The organism is Mesorhizobium sp. M4B.F.Ca.ET.143.01.1.1 (genome assembly GCF_004792275.1).
GTDB lineage: Bacteria > Pseudomonadota > Alphaproteobacteria > Rhizobiales > Rhizobiaceae > Mesorhizobium > Mesorhizobium abyssinicae.
In genome coordinates, this window is sequence record NZ_SRSR01000002.1 from 174,939 (window position 1) to 194,026 (window position 19,088).

The 19,088-nt window shown below is 65.1% G+C and carries 21 protein-coding genes; 10 read left to right on the top strand and 11 right to left on the bottom strand.

Annotated features, from left to right (window positions below; genetic code table 11):
• Nucleotides 1-20 precede the first annotated feature (20 nt).
• On the top strand, nt 21-914 hold the full coding sequence (locus EN786_RS05020; protein WP_127310948.1) for a hypothetical protein: 894 nt from the start codon (nt 21-23) through the stop codon (nt 912-914).
• Nucleotides 915-948: 34 nt separating this feature from the next.
• On the opposite strand, the gene EN786_RS37595 is transcribed toward EN786_RS05020, so the two are convergent.
• The gene (locus EN786_RS37595) at nt 949-1,122 is read right to left on the bottom strand and encodes a hypothetical protein (protein WP_189340588.1); all 174 of its coding nucleotides are present in this window, start codon (nt 1,120-1,122) and stop codon (nt 949-951) included.
• Between the two features lie 113 nt (nt 1,123-1,235).
• On the opposite strand from EN786_RS37595, the gene EN786_RS05025 reads away from it, so the two are divergent.
• Entirely contained in the window at nt 1,236-2,774 is a 1,539-nt protein-coding gene (locus EN786_RS05025; RefSeq protein ID WP_189340589.1) for a FlgO family outer membrane protein, read from the top strand.
• A 187-nt stretch (nt 2,775-2,961) separates the two neighbouring features.
• Nucleotides 2,962-5,589, top strand: a complete 2,628-nt coding sequence (locus EN786_RS05030; RefSeq protein WP_135908034.1) for an EAL domain-containing protein — start codon at nt 2,962-2,964, stop codon at nt 5,587-5,589.
• A gap of 75 nt (nt 5,590-5,664) precedes the next feature.
• Here EN786_RS05030 and EN786_RS05035 read toward each other — a convergent pair whose 3' ends face one another.
• The 5 genes from EN786_RS05035 to EN786_RS05055 form a co-directional block, all read right to left on the bottom strand.
• A complete protein-coding gene (locus EN786_RS05035) occupies nt 5,665-6,015 on the bottom strand; it encodes a hypothetical protein (protein WP_127310621.1) in 351 nt (116 codons plus the stop codon).
• A gap of 97 nt (nt 6,016-6,112) precedes the next feature.
• Nucleotides 6,113-7,735 (bottom strand): ribosomal protection-like ABC-F family protein, encoded by a 1,623-nt coding sequence (gene abc-f, locus EN786_RS05040; protein WP_127284968.1) that lies wholly within the window; start codon nt 7,733-7,735, stop codon nt 6,113-6,115.
• Nucleotides 7,736-7,914: 179 nt separating this feature from the next.
• The gene (locus EN786_RS05045; RefSeq protein ID WP_127310614.1) at nt 7,915-8,658 is read right to left on the bottom strand and encodes a 2OG-Fe(II) oxygenase; all 744 of its coding nucleotides are present in this window, start codon (nt 8,656-8,658) and stop codon (nt 7,915-7,917) included.
• 104 nt (nt 8,659-8,762) lie between these two features.
• Nucleotides 8,763-9,287, bottom strand: a complete 525-nt coding sequence (locus EN786_RS05050) for a hypothetical protein (RefSeq protein WP_127310615.1) — start codon at nt 9,285-9,287, stop codon at nt 8,763-8,765.
• Between the two features lie 13 nt (nt 9,288-9,300).
• Nucleotides 9,301-9,723, bottom strand: coding sequence for an OsmC family protein (locus tag EN786_RS05055; protein WP_127310616.1), 423 nt, complete (start codon nt 9,721-9,723; stop codon nt 9,301-9,303).
• 184 nt (nt 9,724-9,907) lie between these two features.
• Here EN786_RS05055 and EN786_RS05060 point away from each other — a divergent pair, with 184 nt between their 5' ends.
• On the top strand, nt 9,908-10,579 hold the full coding sequence (locus EN786_RS05060; protein ID WP_127310617.1) for a phytochelatin synthase family protein: 672 nt from the start codon (nt 9,908-9,910) through the stop codon (nt 10,577-10,579).
• Nucleotides 10,580-10,668: 89 nt separating this feature from the next.
• Here the strand turns inward: EN786_RS05060 and EN786_RS05065 are convergent, their stop codons facing one another.
• The 3 genes from EN786_RS05065 to EN786_RS05075 form a co-directional block, all read right to left on the bottom strand.
• On the bottom strand, nt 10,669-11,118 hold the full coding sequence (locus EN786_RS05065) for a hypothetical protein (RefSeq protein ID WP_127310618.1): 450 nt from the start codon (nt 11,116-11,118) through the stop codon (nt 10,669-10,671).
• A 42-nt stretch (nt 11,119-11,160) separates the two neighbouring features.
• Nucleotides 11,161-12,651, bottom strand: coding sequence for an AMP-binding protein (locus EN786_RS05070; protein ID WP_127310619.1), 1,491 nt, complete (start codon nt 12,649-12,651; stop codon nt 11,161-11,163).
• An 82-nt stretch (nt 12,652-12,733) separates the two neighbouring features.
• Entirely contained in the window at nt 12,734-13,558 is an 825-nt protein-coding gene (locus EN786_RS05075) for a p-hydroxycinnamoyl CoA hydratase/lyase (RefSeq protein WP_127284963.1), read from the bottom strand.
• Nucleotides 13,559-13,661: 103 nt separating this feature from the next.
• Here EN786_RS05075 and EN786_RS05080 point away from each other — a divergent pair, with 103 nt between their 5' ends.
• The 3 genes from EN786_RS05080 (at nt 13,662) to EN786_RS05090 (ending at nt 15,991) form a co-directional block, all read left to right on the top strand.
• Complete coding sequence (locus EN786_RS05080) at nt 13,662-14,114, top strand: MarR family transcriptional regulator (protein ID WP_127284962.1); 453 nt, start codon at nt 13,662-13,664, stop codon at nt 14,112-14,114.
• Between the two features lie 296 nt (nt 14,115-14,410).
• Nucleotides 14,411-15,613: a cytochrome-c peroxidase gene (locus tag EN786_RS05085; protein ID WP_245478320.1), complete on the top strand. Its 1,203-nt coding sequence runs from the start codon at nt 14,411-14,413 to the stop codon at nt 15,611-15,613.
• Between the two features lie 147 nt (nt 15,614-15,760).
• Nucleotides 15,761-15,991, top strand: coding sequence for a hypothetical protein (locus EN786_RS05090; protein WP_127391949.1), 231 nt, complete (start codon nt 15,761-15,763; stop codon nt 15,989-15,991).
• On the opposite strand, the gene EN786_RS05095 is transcribed toward EN786_RS05090, so the two are convergent.
• Nucleotides 15,964-16,560, bottom strand: a complete 597-nt coding sequence (locus tag EN786_RS05095) for a dihydrofolate reductase family protein (protein WP_135908036.1) — start codon at nt 16,558-16,560, stop codon at nt 15,964-15,966. The genes EN786_RS05090 and EN786_RS05095 overlap by 28 nt on opposite strands.
• A gap of 108 nt (nt 16,561-16,668) precedes the next feature.
• On the opposite strand from EN786_RS05095, the gene EN786_RS05100 reads away from it, so the two are divergent.
• On the top strand, nt 16,669-17,085 hold the full coding sequence (locus tag EN786_RS05100) for a helix-turn-helix domain-containing protein (RefSeq protein WP_127311242.1): 417 nt from the start codon (nt 16,669-16,671) through the stop codon (nt 17,083-17,085).
• Nucleotides 17,086-17,211: 126 nt separating this feature from the next.
• A complete protein-coding gene (locus EN786_RS05105; protein ID WP_127311243.1) occupies nt 17,212-17,937 on the top strand; it encodes a 3-keto-5-aminohexanoate cleavage protein in 726 nt (241 codons plus the stop codon).
• 25 nt (nt 17,938-17,962) lie between these two features.
• Here the strand turns inward: EN786_RS05105 and EN786_RS05110 are convergent, their stop codons facing one another.
• On the bottom strand, nt 17,963-18,469 hold the full coding sequence (locus EN786_RS05110; protein ID WP_246688717.1) for a GFA family protein: 507 nt from the start codon (nt 18,467-18,469) through the stop codon (nt 17,963-17,965).
• A gap of 124 nt (nt 18,470-18,593) precedes the next feature.
• On the opposite strand from EN786_RS05110, the gene EN786_RS05115 reads away from it, so the two are divergent.
• Nucleotides 18,594-19,064, top strand: coding sequence for a nucleoside deaminase (locus tag EN786_RS05115; protein WP_127311244.1), 471 nt, complete (start codon nt 18,594-18,596; stop codon nt 19,062-19,064).
• Nucleotides 19,065-19,088: the final 24 nt, after the last annotated feature.

Sequence of the window (19,088 nt, forward strand, 5' to 3'; positions counted from 1 at the left end):
GCTAACTTGGGGGCTATGTCATGCGGTTGATCTGGACACTTCTCTTCATGCTTGCGGGCAGCGCGGCACTCGCTGCCTCGCCGGAGGACGACTATATCGCCGCGCGTGACAAGGCGATTTCGGACATCGCAGCACAGGAAAGCGCGAACGCTGCCGTGGAAACGCTCGATGCCCAGAATACGAAGGCGATGGCCGATCTCCAGACGCGTCTTTCGGCCCTGCTGGGCCCGCTGGCGGTCAAGGATTTTCCGGCAGCCGGCACGATCAATCTGCAGAGCCTCAGCGACTCCGATATCGGTTTCGGCATGCTCGACGGGCTGAGATACACTACCAGCGACGACGGCCCGAGCCTTGTCGCGACGACGCGCGGGCTTGCCGAGCGGTGGCTCAAGTCCAGGGCCGACGAGACCGATGAGAACCTCAGGCTGCCGGCCGGCATCGACGCGGCGCTGAAGCTCGACGCCTTCTACACCCAGGCCATCGGCGCCGACGCCGCCTTCGTCAGCACGCTCGACTTTCCGCTGAAGAAACCGGAAGGCGCCGACATGGCGTTCGCGCGGCTTGGCGGCTGGACCCAGGATGTCGGGCCGATCTACGACCAGCAGGTCATCGTCACGCTGGTCAAGGGCGATCGCGTGCTGATCGCCGAGGCGCCTGCCGCACCGCCCGTCCCGAAGATCGCGGCCTGCGATGCCTTGTGGACCGCGGCCGACGCCGCCGCCCAGAAATTTCAGGAGGCCTACCAGGCTTCGGAGCTCAAGGACGAAAAGGCCTACGATGCCGCCAACGCCGCCTGGGAAAAAGGCGACGGCGACTACCGCGCCTGCATGGGCGAGCACCTGCCCGGCGACCCGGCCTTCCCTGCCCTGCTTGCCCACGCGCAGGAGCTCGCCGATCACATGGCGGGAAAGTAGGCGCGGCGCTCAGCGGCCACGGACAGTTTCGCATCTATTCGGACGAATTCCTGGCCTCGGCGCAGCGTTTCTGGTGAGTGATGTAGTCCGCCATATAGCGGTCGAGGGCGGCGCGGAATTCTTCTTCGCGTGGGCGCTTGTTGCTCACTGGAACCGTTTGCTCGGTCTCCGTCTCAAACCCGATAGGGTGGGAAACAATGGCGGACATTTCGGCTCTCCTGTCTCGAAACGCAGTGACAGAATGAGCCGGACCGACGGTTTTCGTCCCTGGCGCGCGGCCGAATAGTTCCGAAAAGCTCCGAAAAGATGCTAGTTTGCGCCATGGTGGGGAAACGGTTCGTCTTCGGCCCGTTCGAGCTCAACCCGGAGGCGGGAACGCTGCTCCGGCAAGGTATGCCCGTTGCCGTCGGTTATCGCGGCGTGCTGCTCTTGGCCGCACTCGTGGAGCGGCCCGGCGAAGTGCGGTCCAAGGCCGAGCTGATGAATGCGGCGTGGCCGCATGCGGCGATCGAGGAAAGCAACCTCTCCGTACAGATCGCGTCGCTGCGAAGGCTGCTTGGGTCAGGGCCAGATGACGGCGAATGGATCGCGACCATCCCGCGGATCGGCTATCGCTTCGCTGGCGTGGTGGATTGCCTCGACAGGGCCGCGCCGCCATCCGAGAGCGCGGCGGCCGGGCCATCCATCGCCGTGCTGCCTTTTGCCAATCTCAGCGAAGATGCCGAGCAGCAGTATTTTGGCGATGGCCTCGCCGAAGACATCATCACCCGGCTTGCACGGCTGCGCTGGCTGTTCGTCTCGGCCCGCAATTCATCGTTCACCTATGGGGGCAAGGCGGTCGACGTGAAGCAGATCGGGCGCGAACTCGGCGTGCGCTATGTGCTCGACGGAAGCGTGCGCCGTTCCGGGCAGCGGCTCAGGATCAATGCCAGGGTGAGCGACGCCGATACCGGGCGCCAGATCTGGGTGCAGCGCTACGATGCCGAGATCGCCGATTTCTTCGCGCTGCAGGACGAGATCTCCGAAAGCGTGATCGGCGCCATCGAGCCGAGGCTCTATGTGGCCGAGCACGAGCGTTTCCAGGGCCGGTTGCCCGGCAATCTCGACGCCTGGGGGTTTGTTATGAAAGCGATGCCCTATGTCTGGACCTGGGCTTCCGTGCCGGATTTCGAGATCGCTGAGCGGCTGTTGAAAAAGGCCATCGACATCGATCCCGACTATCCGCGCGCCAACTGCCTGATTGCCTGGGGCCTGGCCGCAAAGGCGATGCTTGGGCTGGCCGACGCCGAAGTCGCCTTGCCGACCGCCCACGACATGGCGCAACGGGCGATCCGCAGCGACCCGGAGGACCCCTGGACGCACTTCGCCACCGGCTTCGTGCATATGGCGTCGCGTCGCTTCGAGCCAGCCGTGAAGGCCCTGTCCGAGGCGATCACCCTCAATCCGAGCCTCGCCTACGCGCACATGATCCTTGGATCGACCTATGCCTATGCGGGCATGCCAGACGACGGCCTGCACCAGGTCGCCCTGGCCGACCGGCTAAGCCCACGCGACTTCACGCAGGCCGGCAGCCTTTCCGTCGCCGGGCTCTGTCATTTCATGGCCGGGCGTTATGCAGAGGCCGCCGATTTCGAACGGCGGGCGGTGGATCTCAGGCAGAATTTCGGCACCGCCTGGCGTACATACGCCGCTTCGGCCGGCATGGCGGGCGATCACGCCGCCGCGGTCCATGCCCTGTCGCAGGCACGGCGCCTGCATCCTTCCGTGTCCGTGGATTGGGTCGAGAAATACCACCCCATCGTCCACGACAAGGATCGCGCCCGCTATATCGAGGGACTGCGCGTCGCCGGGCTCGACTGACCGACAGGACTTGTGCGCCGCATTTCCGCAGCCACGGGCCTTTGGCGGGGCACGGGGAAATATCCGTATGACCTGCGTCACGATAGGCCAATACTGAAACTTCTGGCCTGCATGGAAGTCTAAATTTAAGCACTTTCTACTAAGTTCGACCGATGGGCTATCGTCCACGAAAGGCATTTGGGTCGAATTGGCCAGAACGGATTTCAGCATAGGCCGCGTCAGGCAGGCCGTTTTTTCCCCCGCCAACTTGCCGGCGGCGATAGCCTTCGTCGTGCTTTTGGTCTGCGCCGTCGTTGCCGACCAGCAGAACAGGAAGGTCTCCGATCAGCTGGCGCGCGCCGATGTCCTGGCCAAGGTCAACATCATCCGGGCCAAGCTCGAGGGCAACATCAACGGCAATCTTCAGCTCACCCAGGGCCTGGTATCGGCCATCGTCACCGAGCCGTATCTGGGCCAGCAGAGATTTGCCTCGCTTGCCGGGAATCTGTTCGAGCAGAAGTCGCAGTTGCGCAACATCGCCGGCGCGCCCGACCTCATCATCTCGCTGATGTACCCGATGAAGGGCAACGAGAAGGCGATCGGGCTCGATTACCGCAAGAACGAGGCGCAACGCACGGCAGCGCTGCGGGCGCGCGACCGGCGCGAGCTGGTGTTCGCCGGCCCGGTCGATCTGGCGCAAGGCGGGCGCGGCTTCATCGGCCGCATCCCGGTCTTCGTGCCGACGGCGGGCGGTGGCGACCGCTTCTGGGGCATCATCTCCGCTGTGGTCGATGTCGACCGGCTCTACGCGGCAAGCGGCCTTACCGACCCCGCCATAGACATCGATGTGGCGCTGACCGGCAAGGACGCGCTTGGTGGCAGCGGCGAACGTTTCTTCGGTGGCAGCAATGTCGTCGCCGGCAATCCGGTGACAGCCGAAGTGGAGGTGCCGTCAGGCTCGTGGCGGATCTCGGCCATTCCCAAGGGTGGCTGGCCAGCGGCGCCGAAGAATGAGCGGACCTTGCTGGCCCTCATGGCGCTCGCCGGCGTCCTGGTGGTGCTGCCGATCCTGGTGGCCGGGCGGCTGTTCGGCGAAAGGCAGAAGAACTATGCCGAGTTGCGGCGCCTGTCCGGGCGGCTGGAGCTGGCGCTGGAGGCCTCGGGCATCGGCGTCTGGGAGCACGACCTCGCCACCAACGAACTGGTGTGGGACGAACGCGTCAACGAGATCTACGGCAAGGCCGCCGGCAGCGAGCCGCGCGGCTATGATGACTGGGCGGGAACGATCCACCCCGACGACATCGAGCGCGCTCGACGGGATTTCGACCTGGCTGCGGCGACCAGGGGCCTCTACTCCTCGCAATACCGCCTCATCCATCATGACGGCGACGTCCGCCACGTCCGCACGCGCGCCACGTTCTTCCAGGACACCGGCGGCACGCCGAAGATGATCGGCGCCGAATGGGACGTGACGAGCGACGTGCTGCTCAACGAAAATCTGGAGCGCGAGCGGCAGCTGTCGGAATCGAAGAACGCCGAGCTGGAGATCGCCAAGGCGCGCATCGAGCATGTCGCGCTTCACGACTCGCTGACCGGCCTGCCCAACCGCCGCTATCTCGACGAGATGCTGGCCGAAAGCGGTGAAAGCGGCCGGCGCACGGCGCTGCTGCATCTCGACCTCGACCGCTTCAAGCAGATCAACGACACGCTCGGCCACGCGGCTGGCGATGCCATGCTGATGCACGCCTCGAAAGTCATCAAGGCCAACGCCGGAATCGCCGATTTCGTGGCCCGCATCGGCGGCGACGAGTTCGTGGTGGTCGCCCATGGGGATGGCGACGACAAGTTGGCCGAACTGGCCAGCCGCATCATCGAGGAGATGCGCCAACCGGTCACCTACCAGGGCCACCAGTGCCGGTTTGGCGTCAGCATCGGCATCGCCGCCAATGACGGCGTCGACGCCAGGCAGTTGCTCGTCAATGCCGATCTCGCGCTTTACCGGGCGAAAAGCCATGGCCGCAATCGCTACGAGTTCTTCAACGAGGAGCTGCAGAGCGAGATCGTCCGGACCAAGCAGATCGCCGACGAAATCCTCGGCGGGCTGGAGCGGAACGAGTTCGTCGCCTATTACCAGCCGCAGTTCGACGCCAGGACGCTGGAGATCGTCGGCGTGGAGGCGTTGTCGCGCTGGAAGCATCCGCGCCGCGGCATCCTGGCGCCCGCCGCCTATCTCAAGGTGGCCGAGGAGCTGAACGTGGTGGCGCTGATCGACCGCACCACGCTCAAGCAGGCACTGGAGAATTTCGAGCGCTGGTCGCATCTCAACATTCCGCGCGTTTCGGTCAACGTCTCGGCCCGGCGCCTCGAGGACAGGGACCTGATCAAGGGTTTGCGCAAGCTCGCCATCAAACAAGGGACCGTGTCGTTCGAGCTGGTGGAGTCGATCTTCCTCGACGAGAACGACGACTTCGTTTCCTGGAACATCGAGCAGATCAAGGAACTCGGCATCGACATCGAGATCGACGATTTCGGCACCGGCTATGCCTCGATCGTCAGCCTGCTCAAGCTGCAGCCGCGCCGGCTGAAGATCGATCGCCAGCTGATCACGCCGATCACCGGCTCAAAGGCGCAACGGCGGCTGGTGTCGTCGATCATCGAGATCGGCAAGTCGCTCGGCATTGAAGTGGTGGCCGAAGGCGTCGAAACGATGGAACATGCGCGCATCCTGAAGGAATTGGGCTGCGACATCTTGCAGGGCTACGCCTTCGGCCGCCCGATGGACGCCAAGACCTTCAAGGCCTTCGCCCAGTCGCGCAAATGGCTGGCGGTCGGCTAGCGCCCCTCGTCCACGACGGCTACGCCCCATCTGAGCCCTTTACGGGCACCCAGTCTCCAAGCAGGGCGATCCCGGCTATGGATATTTCGTCGGGGCCTGTGGGCTTGACTCGCCCTGCAACGCCTTGGGCAGCGGAAGGCTCGAGCATTGCATGTGCACCTCGCGGGCGAGCGCCTTTCGCTGCTTCTGCTCGTGCTCCTTGACGGCTGCTATGATCCCCAACCCGTACGGGCCGAGCACGACGAACCCCCAGCCCGGGTGGTTCTTTTCGCGAGCGTCGTAATCCGAAGCGTCCGCGCGGGCTTGCTGGCATTGCGGCGACGCCCATTTCTGATCCTGCTGCGAAAGCGACGCTTCATAATCGACCGGCGAGGTCGCGCATCCGGCCACTGTCGCGGCCAACGCGACCGACATTGCAATTCTCATCCCGAAGCCTCCCCTGAAGGATCGTGGAGGGTACACGGAATTCTTCTTCCGGCAATCGCGTGCCGGATGACTGTAGCGGGTCATGGCCGCCGTCTCCCTAGCTCCTCAGCCCCGGCGCTTCCTGCCCGGTGCGTTCGACATATTCGGTATAGCCGCCGCCGTAGGTGTGGATGCCGTCGGGCGTCAACTCCAGCACGCGGTTGGACAGCGCCGCGAGGAAATGGCGGTCGTGCGAGACGAACAGCATCGTGCCTTCATATTGCGAAAGCGCGTTGATCAGCATCTCCTTGGTCGCCATGTCCAAATGGTTGGTCGGCTCGTCGAGCACCAGCAGGTTGGGCGGGTCGAACAGCATCAGCGCCATCACCAGCCGCGCCTTCTCGCCGCCGGAGAGCACGCGACACTTCTTATCGATCTCGTCGCCGGAGAAGCCGAAACATCCGGCGAGCGCGCGCAGCGGCGCCTGGCCGGCCTGCGGGAAATTGTCTTCCAGCGTCTGGAACACGGTGCGCTCGCCCTCGAGCAGCTCCATGGCGTGCTGGGCGAAATAGCCCATCTTGACGCTCGGACCGCGCGCCACCGTGCCCTGGTCAGGCTCGGAAGCACCGGCAACCAGCTTCAGAAGCGTCGACTTGCCAGCGCCGTTGATGCCCATCACGCACCAGCGCTCGCGCCGGCGCACCTGGAAGTCGAGGCCGGCATAGATGCTGCGGCTGCCATAGCTCTTGTGGATGCCCTTCAGCGTCGCCACGTCCTCGCCGCAGCGCGGCGCCGGCTGGAAGTCGAAGGTCACCGTCTGGCGCCGCTTCGGCGGCTCGACGCGATCGATCTTGTCGAGCTTCTTCACCCGGCTCTGCACCTGAGCGGCGTGCGAAGCGCGCGCCTTGAAGCGCTCGATGAAGGCGATCTCCTTGGCCAGCATCGCCTGCTGGCGCTCGAACTGCGCCTGCAACTGCTTGTCGGCCAGCGCCCGCTGCTCCTGGTAGAACTCGTAATTGCCGGAGTAGGAGGTGAGCGAGCCGGCGTCGATCTCGACGATCTTGGTGACGATGCGGTTCATGAACTCGCGGTCGTGCGAGGTCATCAGCAGCGCGCCGTCATAATTCTTCAGGAATTGCTCCAGCCAGATCAGGCTTTCGAGGTCGAGATGGTTGCTCGGCTCGTCGAGCAGCATCACGTCGGGCCGCATCAGCAGGATGCGGGCGAGCGCGACGCGCATCTTCCAGCCGCCGGAGAGTTTCGCGACGTCGCCGTCCATCATCTCCTGGCTGAAGCCGAGGCCGTCCAGGACCTCACGGGCGCGGCCGTCCAGCGCATAGCCGTCGAGCTCCTCGAAGCGGTGCTGCAACTCGCCGTAGCGCTCGATGATGGCGTCCATTTCGTCGGCGCGGTCGGGGTCGCCCATGGCATGCTCGAGTTCGCGCATCTCGGCGGCGACCGCGCTCACCGGCCCGGCGCCCTCCATCACCTCGGCAACGGCGCTCATGCCTTCCATGTCGCCGACATCCTGGCTGAAATAGCCGATAGTGACGCCGCGATCGACCTGGACCTGGCCTTCGTCCGGCAGTTCCTGCCCGGTGATCATGCGGAAGAGCGTCGTCTTGCCGGCGCCGTTCGGGCCGACGAGGCCAACCTTCTCGCCCTTCTGCAAGGCGGCCGAGGCTTCGATGAAGACGATCTGACGGCCGTTCTGCTTGCCGATGTTTTCGAGACGGATCATAGGACGGTCCGGATAAATGCGCTGATGTGGCGGGATTTGCCCGAGCGCTTACCCGAATGAAGGCGGCGAGGGAAGAGGCAGAAGCGCCGCAGATGAGACATTGGAGATTGGCGAAGGGCGGCGGCGACAGCCGATCTCCCCCCTCGAGGGGGGAGATCAGCAGCTTCGGCGCCCCGTCTTTATTTCGCGTCGTGGAAGATGATCCCGACCGTATGCCGTTCCCCCGAGCGCAAGCGGCTGACGCCGTGGCGCAGGTTCACGCGATAGTGCCCCTTCTTGCCTTGCACCGGCCGATTGTGGACGGCGAAGATCACCGCGTCGCCTCGCCTCAGTGGTACCACCTCGGCGCGGCTCTGCATGCGCGGGCGCTGTTCGGTGAGCACGAATTCGCCGCCTTTAAAATCCTCGCCTGGCTCGGACAACAGGACCGCAACCTGCAACGGAAAGGCGAGCGCGCCGTAGAGGTCCTGGTGCAGGCAGTTGAAGTCGCCAGGGCCGTATTGCAGCAGGAGCGGCGTCGGCTTCGTTTGGCCCTCGTCATGGCAGCGCTTCAGGAAGGCGGCGTGGTCGCCGGGATAGCGCAGCGCCACCCCCATCTTCTCGTGCCAGTCGTTGGCGACGGTGGCCAGCCGCGGATAGAGCGCGGTGCGCAGGCCTTCGATCAGATCGGGGAGCGGATATCGGAAATAGCGGTACTCGCCCATGCCGAAACCGTGGCGCGCCATCACCACATGGCTGCGGAAATGCTCTTCATGCGGATAGAGCGCGGCGATTTCGGCGCATTCGTCGGCGGCGAGAAGCGCGGGCATGACGGCACAGCCATGGGCGTTCAGTTCACCGGTCAGAGTGCGCCAGTCCTGGGCTGCGACGCGCGCTTCGGCAGAGCGGATTTTACGATGCGAGCTTATCGAATGGATGGTCACTGGTGCCTCCTTTGATGGGATCAAGGTGGGGCGGGTGAAAGGTGGCGGCCACCCGATTCCTGCGGAGGTGGGCTCTCCCTTCTCTCCTGTGGGAGATCGCGCTTTCACCGCTTGCGATACCCCTCCAGCTCCGGATCGAGATCCACCCGTACCGCATTGGTGAACAGGCAGGTCGCCACCATGATGCCGGCGAAGGCGACGAGGTTGACCAAGAGCGTGTCGTCGTAGCGCGCCTTGAGCGCGGCCCAGACTTCCTCCGGAACAGCATTGGCATCGGCTGCGACCGCCTTGCCGAACTTTATCAGCAACGCCTCGTCGGCGGTCGGCTCGATCGCCTCCGGATCGAAGCCGGAATCGATCAGCGCGCGGCGGAAGAAGGTGACGGGGATCTCGGCGCGGCAGGTCTCGGAGATCGCGTGCGACAACAACCAGATGGCGCGGTCGTCGAGCGCGGGCTTGAGCAGATCGCGCAGCGTGAACCATTCGGCATAGATGCGATGGGCGGCCGGCGAATGGAGCAGGATGCGCTTCATGTTGGTCATGCGGCCGCGCAGGCTGAGCTCCCTGTCGTGCTCGGCTCGGATTTCTTGCGACGCCGTCGAATAGTCGATGGGCGGGATCATGGCCATGGGAACGGTCGCCTCACCGAAGCGTCGTGTGCAATTCTGGCGTTGCGCGCAGCGTGTTGGAGACGGTGCATATCGCCTCTGCGTCCTCGACGATGCGCTGCTTGGTCGCCGTGTCGAGATCGCCTGAAATATCGAGCCTGATGTTGAAGCGGACGACGCGGGACGGCTCGTCCGCCGCCTTCTCGCCGCCGACCTCGGCGCGCACCTCGCCGAGCTGCGCAGCCACGCCGAGACGCATGGCAGCGATGCGGGCGCTGATCACCATGCAGGCGGCGAGCGAGGCATAGAGCAGGTCGAGCGGGTTGAAGCCCGGCGCGCTGACGCCGGTGACGACATCGACCGTGCCGCCGGTCGGCGTGGTGACGACCGGCAGGCCGCCCGGCTGCAGGACGGCCGTTGCGCCAGTGACGCGTGTCCTCACCTTGAGCTCACTCATCGCGGTATCCCTTTCGGCCGGCGGCACGCCAAAAATCGAGGGCGCAGCCGCCGCGGCGCACGCCCTGCCCCGCTATATGGTACGCGAGGGGCCGACGTCGCAACATCGACTGATGTCTCTGGTTCCGCTAGGCTGCAACATCTTGTTGCATTGTCCTGTTGCTGCACTGTCTCGAGGTTCGGCAATGAAGCGCGGTCTCGCTTTCGCTCTGATTGCAGGCATTGCCGGCGTCGGCCTGCTCGGCGGCGGCGCGCTTTTGACTATCGGTCAATCCGCCGTCTCGCAGGACGCTATCCAGTCGTCGGTTATCCGCACCCCGGCATTGATCGACAGCGCCTGGAAGCTGCCGGTGGCCGCCTCGTTCAAGGCCGACCTCGACTGGCAATCGAACAGCTCGCGATGCGGGCCTGCAAGCGTCGCCAACACATTCCGCTCGATCGGCGAAGAAGAGACGACCGAGGCCGAAGTGCTTGAGGGCACCGGCAAATGCTGGACAGGTTTTTGCATCATCGGGCTCACGTTGGACGAGGTTGCCGAGGTCGCTCGAACGAAAACCAGCCGGGAAGTCTCGGTGCTGCGCAACCTGAGCGCCGAAGAGTTCCGCGAGCACTTGAAGCGCGCCAACGATCCGAACCGCCGCTACATCATCAACTTCACACGCGAGAAGATTTTCGGCGCCGGCAGCGGCCATTTTTCTCCGATCGGAGGGTATCTGGAAGCCGAGGACATGGTTTTCGTGCTCGATGTCAACGAGCGCTACAAGCCCTGGCTGGTCGAGCGTGAACGCCTGTTCTCGGCCATGGACACCGTCGACAGCGATGGCGACAAAAAGCGGGGCTTGCTACTGATCGAGTAGATCGGGTCGCGCGCTGCTCCGCCCGGAAATCGAGGAGCTTTTGCCGGCTCGCGCTACATCCAACCGAGGTCGATCGACGAACGATGGCCTCAAAGATGCTGCCAGATAGCCTTCAGCTGCGAGCCGATTGCCTGCTCGATCCTCCGCAATTGGTTGGTTTCCAACGAGGTCTCGTCGGGATTGACGACCGTAAACGCACAACTGCCGAATGCGGCTGGCCATACATAGCGCAGATCGTTGAGCGATGTGGGCCCGTGACAGCAAGGCGTTACGGCCGCAAGGTCTTCAAAGCCCGATGACGCCGCCCGGTCCATCGCCTCGCCCCACCAGTCCTCGAGATCGCTGCCACACAGGGGGCAGTTGATGCTTTCCGTGTTCGCGCCGGCGTCGAAGAATGTCACCCCTTCTTCGAATTCGACCCCGATATGTTCGGCCCGCGGAAACAAATCTCGCAAGATCGTCACCGCCTCCCTGGCTGCCGCCTCGCCGGGGCGCCAGTGCGGATCGTACGAAACCAATCGCAGGTAATTGTCGGACATCGTGTTCAAAGCAAGATGTTATGGGACCGAATTCCGGACTGTCTATTTCAGCGCCCGCAACAGATGCTTCTGGATCTTGCCCGATGCCGTGCGCGGCAGGGCTTCCACGGCCAAGAATTCCTTGGGCACCTTGTAGCGGGCGATGCGCGCGGCGCAGTGGCTGGCGAGGGTCGCCGGGTCGAGCATGCGGCCGGGTTTCAGCACCACAAAGGCGCGGCCGACCTCGCCCCAGCGCTCGTCGGCGACACCGATCACCGCCACCTCGGCGACATCGGTATGGGCAAGCAGCGCCATCTCGACCTCGGCCGGGAAGACGTTCTCGCCGCCGGAGATGAACATGTCCTTGCGGCGGTCGACCAAAGTGACGAAGCCGTCTTCGTCGCGCTTCGCCATGTCGCCGGTGCGGAACCAGCCGCCCGCGCTGAAGGCGCGCGCCGTCTCCTCCGGTCGGTTCCAGTAGCCCGGCGTGATGTTGGGGCCGGCGAGCCAGATCTCGCCCGCCTCCCCCGGCGCGACTTCGTTGCCGGCATCATCGACGATGCGCAGCGAGACCATTGGTGCCGGCAGGCCGGCCGAGCCCGCCTTGGCGGCGATACGCTCGGCCTCCAGCGGCATGCCGAGCACGGTGCCGGCCTCGGTCATGCCAAAACCGTCGACCATCGGCACGCCCTGCTTGAGCCACCACGTTATGTCGGCGGCAGGGTTCGGCGCACCGCCGGTGAAGAGCGCCACAAGCGATGTCCAGCGCGCAGGCTCAAAGCCGGCATGTTCGCGCAGCATCCTCGCCATTTGCGGCACGCAGAAATAATGGGTGACGCCGAGCGCCGAGTCGGCGAGCCGGCCGTTGGTGACGCCGGGCTCGAAGCCGGAGGAGACCAGCACGGTGCCCCCCTTGAGCAGCACCGGGCGCAGATTGGTGATCAGGCCGATGACATGGAACATCGGCGCGTCGCAGAGGACGACGCTGTCATGGCCGACGCGGCCGATGACGCCGAAATTGACCGCGGTGGCGAAGGCATTGGCCTCGGTGACGATGACGCCCTTCGGTTGGCCCGACGTGCCTGACGTGTAGAGGATGATCGACGGCCGGTCTGCTTCCGGCAAAGGGCGACGCGGCGCTGGCTCGGCCTCTTCCACGGCCGCCTGGAAGCGCGCGACGTCGAGCGGCGCGCAGCCGGTAGGCGGCGCCACATCGAGCCCGGTGTCGTGGACCAGAAGCGCGGGATCGCAATCGGCCAGGATCGCCTGCCGCTCGGGCGCGGCGAGCCGCCAGTTGACCGGCACGAAGACGGCGCCGAGGCGCATCGCCGCCTGCTGCAGGATGACGAGGTCAGCGCTGTTGCGGGCCAGCGCGGCGACCCGCTGCCCCTGCCCTACGCCATGGTTTTCGAGCACCGCGACCGCGCGCTGGATGGCGTCGTCGAGCGCGGCGTAGGTCCAGCGGCGTCCGGACGCCAGGTCGACGCAAGCAAGGCGGTCCGGCTGCGCGCGGGCATGCAGGGCAATGGGGTCCGGTGTCGTCCATGCCGGCATTGCGATCTCCTCCCGTGTCACGCGCCGTATCGGGTGCCAGCCGGCATCGATCGCCGGCCGGTGTCAGGTCACATCGACCGGATCATCTCGCCTTGTCGTAGGCGCCGAGGCCGGGCTTGTAGCTCTTTTCGTCGATGAACTGGCGGATGCCTTCCTTGCGGCCTTCATTGTCGAAGGAATTCGCCGCCTCCTGCGCCCGCACCAGATAGTCCTCGGCATTGTCGTAGGTCATCTCGGCGACGCGGCGGATGGCGTCCTTGGTGGCCTTGAGCGCGACCGGGTTCTTCTTCAACAGGATCCCGGCCACCTCGGCGACACGCGCCTTGAGACCTTCCAGCGGGTGGCTTTCATTGACCAGCTTCCAGGCCGCCGCCTTCCTGCCGTCGATCAGTTCGCCGGTCAGTGCATGATACATAGCGTCGCGCATAGACAAGAGATCGACCACCACCTTGGTGGCGCCGCCGCCGGGCAGGATGCCCCAGTTGATCTCGGAGAGCGCAAACTGCGCCTCGTCGGCGGCGAAGGCGAGATCGCAGGCAAACAGCGGGCCATAGCCGCCGCCGAAGCACCAGCCATTGACCATGGCGATGGTCGGCACGCGATACCAGCGCAGCCGCCGCCACCAGCCATAGGCCTCGGCTTGAGCCTTACGCACGGCGCCCTGGCCCTTCGCCTCGGTCTCACGGAAATATTCCTTGAGGTCCATGCCGGCCGACCAGGCGGCGCCTTCGCCGGAGAGCACGAGAACGCCGACATCGTCGCGGAATTCAAGTTCGTCGAGCACCTGCATCATGCGCCGGTTGAGCGCCGGGCTCATCGAATTGCGCTTGGCCGGCCGGTTGAAGCGGACCCAGGCGATGCCGCCCTCGACATCGAAAGCGACGGTATCTTCGATTTCCTCTGCCATGGTCAACTCCTCCGATATCGCTATGCTACATAGCTTTTATCTTCGCTATGTCGCATAGTATTTTTGTCTTGACAAGGGGCCGGATCGCGGCAATCGATCGGACATGGACGAAACCGGCAACGACCTCGCCGAGGACGCGCTCGACGCGCAGATCGGCTACAATCTGCGGCGCGCCTCGGCGCTGGCGCTCAACGATTTCGCCATCGAGATGGCGGAAGCGGAATTGCGCCCCGTCACCTACGCCATGCTGGCGCTGATCGACGAACGGCCGGGCATCCGCGCCGCCGGGCTTTGCCGGCTGCTCGCCATGAAGAGCGCCAACATGGCGCCGCTGCTGGCCGAGCTCGAGGAGCGCGGCCTGATCGAGCGCGACGACCATGCCAAGGATCGGCGCGTGCAGGAGCTTCGGCTGACCGAGGCGGCCAAGGCCGCGATGCCGGCCTGGCGGCGTCAGGTGCGCCTGCACGAGGACCGCTTCCTGCATCGGCTGACCAGCAAGGAGCGCGCAACGCTGCTGCGGCTGCTGCGGCTGATCTGGGTGGATGAGGCGGAGTGAGCGCCGGCGCGCTCCCAACTCTAGGCAAAACAATCCGATAGCTGCGCATCCTGCCGGATTGATTCATCTGTTCTGCAGGGGAAGCGGCGTAACGGGCTTCCTTCCTTCACGCCCTCAGCGCGTCAGATCGAGCGCCACTGTCACTTTTGTGACATTCTCCCCGCGAACACGGTTGCTGAGCTTCGCGACCGGTCATCAATCCGTTGCACTGGGCACCTAGCCCCGGCGCAAACCGGACCATGCCTATGCCGACAAGACGATGGAAAGGCCTGACAATCGCGATCGCCACGGCGGCGATGTTCGGCTTCGCCTTACCGGCGACCACCGCGGGCAGCACCCATCCCGGCCCGCTGTCGCGCGCGGAGGCTTTCGCGCGAGCGCAGGCGCTGACGGCGCTCGGCCGGAAAATGTTCTTCGATCCGTCGCTGTCGGCCTCGGGCAAGCAGGCCTGCTCCTCCTGCCATGATCCCAACCACGCCTTCGGGCCGGCCTCGGCGGCACCGGTCGAGATGGGCGGGCCCAATCTCGACCGGCCGGGCCTGCGCGCGGTGCCATCGCTGCGCTACCTGCAGGCGGCGCCCGCCTTCACCGAGCACTTTTACGATTCCGAGGATGAGGGCGACGAGAGCGTCGACAACGGTCCGACCGGCGGACTGACCTGGGACGGCCGCGCCGATCGCGGCCAGGAGCAGGCGAAGATCCCCCTGCTCTCGCCCTTCGAGATGGCCAACAAGGATGAGGGCGCGGTTGTGGCGGCGTTGCGCAAGGCGGCCTATGCGCAGGAGTTCCAGGCGGCGTTCGGCGACGGCGTGTTCGAGCGGCCGGGCGACGCCTTCGATGCCGCCGCCGAAGCGCTCGGCACGTTCGAGCAGAGCAGCGCCGATTTCTACCCCTATTCCAGCCGCTACGACGCTTTCCTCGCCGGCAAGGCGACACTCTCGGCGCAGGAACTGCGCGGCCGTGCCGTGTTCGAGGACGAAGCCAAGGGCAATTGCGCCAGCTGTCATCTGAGCCGGCCCAGCAACAAAGGCGAGCCGCCGCAGTTCACCGATTACGGGCTGATCGCCATCGGCGTGCCGCGCAACGCAGCGATCCCGGCCAATGCCGATCCGGCCTATGTCGATCTCGGCCTGTGCGGCCCGCTGCGCACCGACCTCAAGGGACACGCTGAATATTGCGGCCTGTTCAAGACGCCGACCCTGCGCAACGTGGCGTTGCGAAAGAGCTTCTTCCACAACGGCTGTTTCCACACGTTGCGCGATGCCGTCGCCTTCTACGCCAGCCGCGACACGGATCCGGGCCGCTGGTATCCAAAGAGCGCCGACGGCACGATCAACCAATATGACGATCTGCCAAGGGCTTACCGGGGAAACCTCAACACGGATCCGCCTTTCAACGGCAGGAAACCAGGCGACAGGCCGGCGCTAACCGACGCCGAGATCGACGACATCGTCGCCTTCCTCGGCACGCTGACGGATGCCGATCAAGCCGGGCATTGAAGGCGGGCACAGTGCATGCCGCGGACCGGCGGATTTTCCTCCGGTCAGAAAAATATCGGTGAACAGTCTTGCCTGTGTGGCCTCCGTCACAGGGTCGCCGGAAAGTTCCTGCTATATTAGCATCTTCTTCTGAGAGCGGGGGCTCGAATGAGGTTTGTAGCGGTGCAGGAGCCGCCCCATCATAGCTGGGCGGTGTTTGATACAGTCAGGGACGAGCCCGCCGCCTATGCCGGGCGCGTGCTCATCGGCCTGACGTCGCACGAGGCCCGGTGCTTCACGGCCGCGGCCAACGACGATGCGGGAAAGTGGCGGGCGAACAAGCCGTTGCGACGGCGTGCTGCCGGCCTGATTCAGGTCGCGCGCCCGGTCGGCGCGTAGCGGTTCACCACCATGCCGCAGGCATAGGCCTTCGAGCCTATGAGCTTCAGCCTGGCGAAGCCGCCCTGATCGAATATGCGGCGGCCGCTGCCCAGCACCGCCGGGTTGATGAAGAACTGGAACTCGTCGACCAGCCTGGCGGCGATCAGCGCCGAGGCGAAGCCGGCGCCGCCGAAGACGGCGATGTTGCCACCCTCGCCCACCTTCAACGCATTGACCTCGCGCGGCAGGTCGCCGCTGGCGACCCGCGTGCGCTCCCATCGCGAAGTCCTCAGCCTGTCGCTCAACACCACTTTCTGCGCTTCGACGATGCGCTGGGCGAAGGCGTAGAAACGGTCCTTCGGGAATTTCCTCGCCGCATTGCCCCAGGGGGTGAGATAGCCCTCCTCGGCCATCTTGCGGCTGAGCAGGATGGTGTCGACGGTTTCGAACACAGCGTTGAAGTCCTGCTTCAGCGCATCGTCCCAGTCGCTGTCGTCGCCCCATTCCCAAAGCTGCCAGCGATGGTCCTCATCGGCGCCGACGAAGCCGTCGACCGACATCTGCATTTGCAGGATCAGCTTTTTCATTGCGCGGTCCTCTTCGCGTTGCTCACATACGGTTTACTTTTGGAACCAGTTGACGCGAAGGAACGAATGATGTCAATTGTAAAGTGATTTACAAATGGAAGCAAATCAATGTCGACCAGGGAAAGGTCCGGCTGTCCGATCAGCCTCTCGCTCGAACTGCTAGGCGACCGCTGGACGCTGCTCATCATCCGCGACCTGGTCTTCGCCGGGAAAAAGCATTTTCGCGAGTTCCTGCAATCTGACGAGGGCATCTCGTCGCGCACGCTCGCCGAGCGGCTGCAGACGTTGCAGGACGAAGGCATCCTCACCCGCAGCGAAGACCCGACGCACGGGCTGAAGGCGATCTACCGGCTGACGGAGGCCGGCATCGACCTCCTGCCGGTGCTGGCGACGCTCGGCGCCTGGGGCAGCAAATATCGCAAGGCGGACGAGAGCCTGGCTCGAATTGCCAGGGAATTCGCGGCGGATGGCGCGCCGGCATTGGCGCGGATGAAGGAGAGGTTACGGAAGGAGCATCTGGGGTAAGGCTCGGCGGGGCTGGGGGCGCGAAAAGTCGCGGCGCCACCGGGATCACCCTGTAGCGCTTTCATTACCGCCGTTCCCGCTGACCCCGCCCTGCGCTAGACTGGCATTGCAACCGGATTGCCAGTCATGATCGTCCAGGCCTGCATCAATGGCGCCCGTTCCGCCGATTTCCATCCCGCACTGCCGCTCGACGCCGACGCCATGGCCCGCGACGGCGCGGCTTCGGTTGCGGCGGGTGCTGCCGAACTGCATGTCCATGCGCGCGGCGCCGACCGACTGGAGAGCCTCGCGCCGGCAGCAATGGACCGCACCGTGCTGGCGCTGCGCCGCGCCTGTCCGGGCACGCTGATCGGCGTTTCCACCGGCGCCTGGATCGAGAAGGACGACCTGCGCACGCTGGTCGCCATCGCCGGTTGGCATGAGTTGCCCGACTATGCCTCGGTCAATCTCAGCGAGACGGCGGCGCCTGTCGTGATGGAAAGCCTGCGCCAGCGCGGCATCGGCATCGAGGCGGGCCTGGCCTCCATCGCCGACGCCGAGCGGCTGGTCAGCCTCGACCATGGCGGACGGGTGCTGCGCGTGCTGATCGAGATTTCCGAGCAGGCACTGGACGAAGCCTACGCCGTCGCCGACGGCATCGAAAAGGTGTTGGAGCGCGCCGGCATCCGACGCTCGATCCTGCTGCATGGCGAGAATGCGACGGTTTGGCCGTTCGTCGAGCGGGCGGCGGCGCGGAAGCTTTCGACCCGCGTCGGGCTGGAGGACGGGAAGGAATTGCCGGACGGCGGCATCGCGGCCGGCAATGCGGCCCTGGTGGCGGCCGCGGTGACGATTTATCGGGCAGGGCAATAGCGGCGCGAAGAACGCTCGCAAGAAGTCAGCCGATTTTCGCCAGAGGCTCGGCGCTAATCTCCACCCACTCACAGCGCCGGCTGTCGTGATAGAAGGACTGGAACGGCGGCGGGAAGGACGGGTCGGCGAAGGCGCCCACCGGGATAGCGATCACGCCGGGCTGGGTGTCGATCCGGTAGTGGACGGTGGTGCCGCAATCAGGGCAGAAGCTGTAGCTGACGCGGCCGCCCTGCTCGCCGATGCGGGTGAAATCCGCCGCCCGTCCCTGGATCGATACGTCACCTTCCTTGAAGCGGACATTGTAGCTGAAGGCGCTGCCGGTGCGCCGTTTGCAGTCCAGGCAGTGGCAAACGGAAATGCGAACGATCTCGCCCGAGCAGACGGCTGAAAGCTGGCCGCAGGAGCATTCCGCGCGACGGGTGATCATGACCGCTCCTTTCAGCTCCGCCCCTGCCTTGTCCGGGACAGCGCAGGTCGGCACCTTATTGAGTTCGGCGGCGCGGCGGAAGGACGCTTGCGCCTCGCCTGCCACGGAGCGCGGCGGCCCTTGGCAGGCCTGCCTGGCGGCGGTTAGCCCTTGCCATTCGTGACACTTGGCAGCAATCTCGGCGCAACAGCCGCTCCTCGGCTGGATGTCGGCATGATTGGGTATTGCCATGACCCGCGATCAAATGCTCGCCCACCTCCGATCCGCCGACGCCGTCGCGCGCGAGGCGGCAGCGCATGGGCATCATCCGTTCGGCTGCGTGCTGGTAGGGCCCGATGATCGCGTGCTGATGCGGCAGGGCAATCTCAACACGGTGCGCCATGCCGAGACCGAGCTCGCGCGCCGCGCTGCCGAGGCGTACGAGCCGGAGTTCCTCTGGCAATGCACGCTGGTCTCAACCGGCGAGCCCTGCGCGATGTGCACGGGCACGCTCTATTGGGCGAACATCGGCCGGCTGGTCTACGGCTTCGAGGAGGCCGAACTCCTGGCGCTCACCGGGGATCACGCGGAGAACCCGACGATGAGCCTTTCTTCGCGCACCGTGCTCGATTCCGGCCAGAAGAAGATCGAGGTCTTTGGCCCCTTCCCCGAAATCGCCGACGAATTGATCGCGCCGCACCGCGATTTCTGGAAACGCTGACCCCGGTCCTGCGACGACTTTGCT

What these genes read in the sequence shown, in the direction of transcription:
- EN786_RS05020 (WP_127310948.1), top strand. Translation starts at nt 21, where the DNA reads ATGCGGTTGATCTGGACACTTCTCTTCATGCTTGCGGGCAGCGCGGCA.
- EN786_RS37595 (WP_189340588.1), bottom strand. Translation starts at nt 1,122, where the DNA reads ATGTCCGCCATTGTTTCCCACCCTATCGGGTTTGAGACGGAGACCGAG.
- EN786_RS05025 (WP_189340589.1), top strand. Translation starts at nt 1,236, where the DNA reads ATGGTGGGGAAACGGTTCGTCTTCGGCCCGTTCGAGCTCAACCCGGAG.
- EN786_RS05035 (WP_127310621.1), bottom strand. Translation starts at nt 6,015, where the DNA reads ATGAGAATTGCAATGTCGGTCGCGTTGGCCGCGACAGTGGCCGGATGC.
- abc-f (WP_127284968.1), bottom strand. Translation starts at nt 7,735, where the DNA reads ATGATCCGTCTCGAAAACATCGGCAAGCAGAACGGCCGTCAGATCGTC.
- EN786_RS05050 (WP_127310615.1), bottom strand. Translation starts at nt 9,287, where the DNA reads ATGGCCATGATCCCGCCCATCGACTATTCGACGGCGTCGCAAGAAATC.
- EN786_RS05055 (WP_127310616.1), bottom strand. Translation starts at nt 9,723, where the DNA reads ATGAGTGAGCTCAAGGTGAGGACACGCGTCACTGGCGCAACGGCCGTC.
- EN786_RS05060 (WP_127310617.1), top strand. Translation starts at nt 9,908, where the DNA reads ATGAAGCGCGGTCTCGCTTTCGCTCTGATTGCAGGCATTGCCGGCGTC.
- EN786_RS05065 (WP_127310618.1), bottom strand. Translation starts at nt 11,118, where the DNA reads ATGTCCGACAATTACCTGCGATTGGTTTCGTACGATCCGCACTGGCGC.
- EN786_RS05070 (WP_127310619.1), bottom strand. Translation starts at nt 12,651, where the DNA reads ATGCCGGCATGGACGACACCGGACCCCATTGCCCTGCATGCCCGCGCG.
- EN786_RS05075 (WP_127284963.1), bottom strand. Translation starts at nt 13,558, where the DNA reads ATGGCAGAGGAAATCGAAGATACCGTCGCTTTCGATGTCGAGGGCGGC.
- EN786_RS05080 (WP_127284962.1), top strand. Translation starts at nt 13,662, where the DNA reads ATGGACGAAACCGGCAACGACCTCGCCGAGGACGCGCTCGACGCGCAG.
- EN786_RS05085 (WP_245478320.1), top strand. Translation starts at nt 14,411, where the DNA reads ATGTTCGGCTTCGCCTTACCGGCGACCACCGCGGGCAGCACCCATCCC.
- EN786_RS05090 (WP_127391949.1), top strand. Translation starts at nt 15,761, where the DNA reads ATGAGGTTTGTAGCGGTGCAGGAGCCGCCCCATCATAGCTGGGCGGTG.
- EN786_RS05095 (WP_135908036.1), bottom strand. Translation starts at nt 16,560, where the DNA reads ATGAAAAAGCTGATCCTGCAAATGCAGATGTCGGTCGACGGCTTCGTC.
- EN786_RS05100 (WP_127311242.1), top strand. Translation starts at nt 16,669, where the DNA reads ATGTCGACCAGGGAAAGGTCCGGCTGTCCGATCAGCCTCTCGCTCGAA.
- EN786_RS05105 (WP_127311243.1), top strand. Translation starts at nt 17,212, where the DNA reads ATGATCGTCCAGGCCTGCATCAATGGCGCCCGTTCCGCCGATTTCCAT.
- EN786_RS05115 (WP_127311244.1), top strand. Translation starts at nt 18,594, where the DNA reads ATGACCCGCGATCAAATGCTCGCCCACCTCCGATCCGCCGACGCCGTC.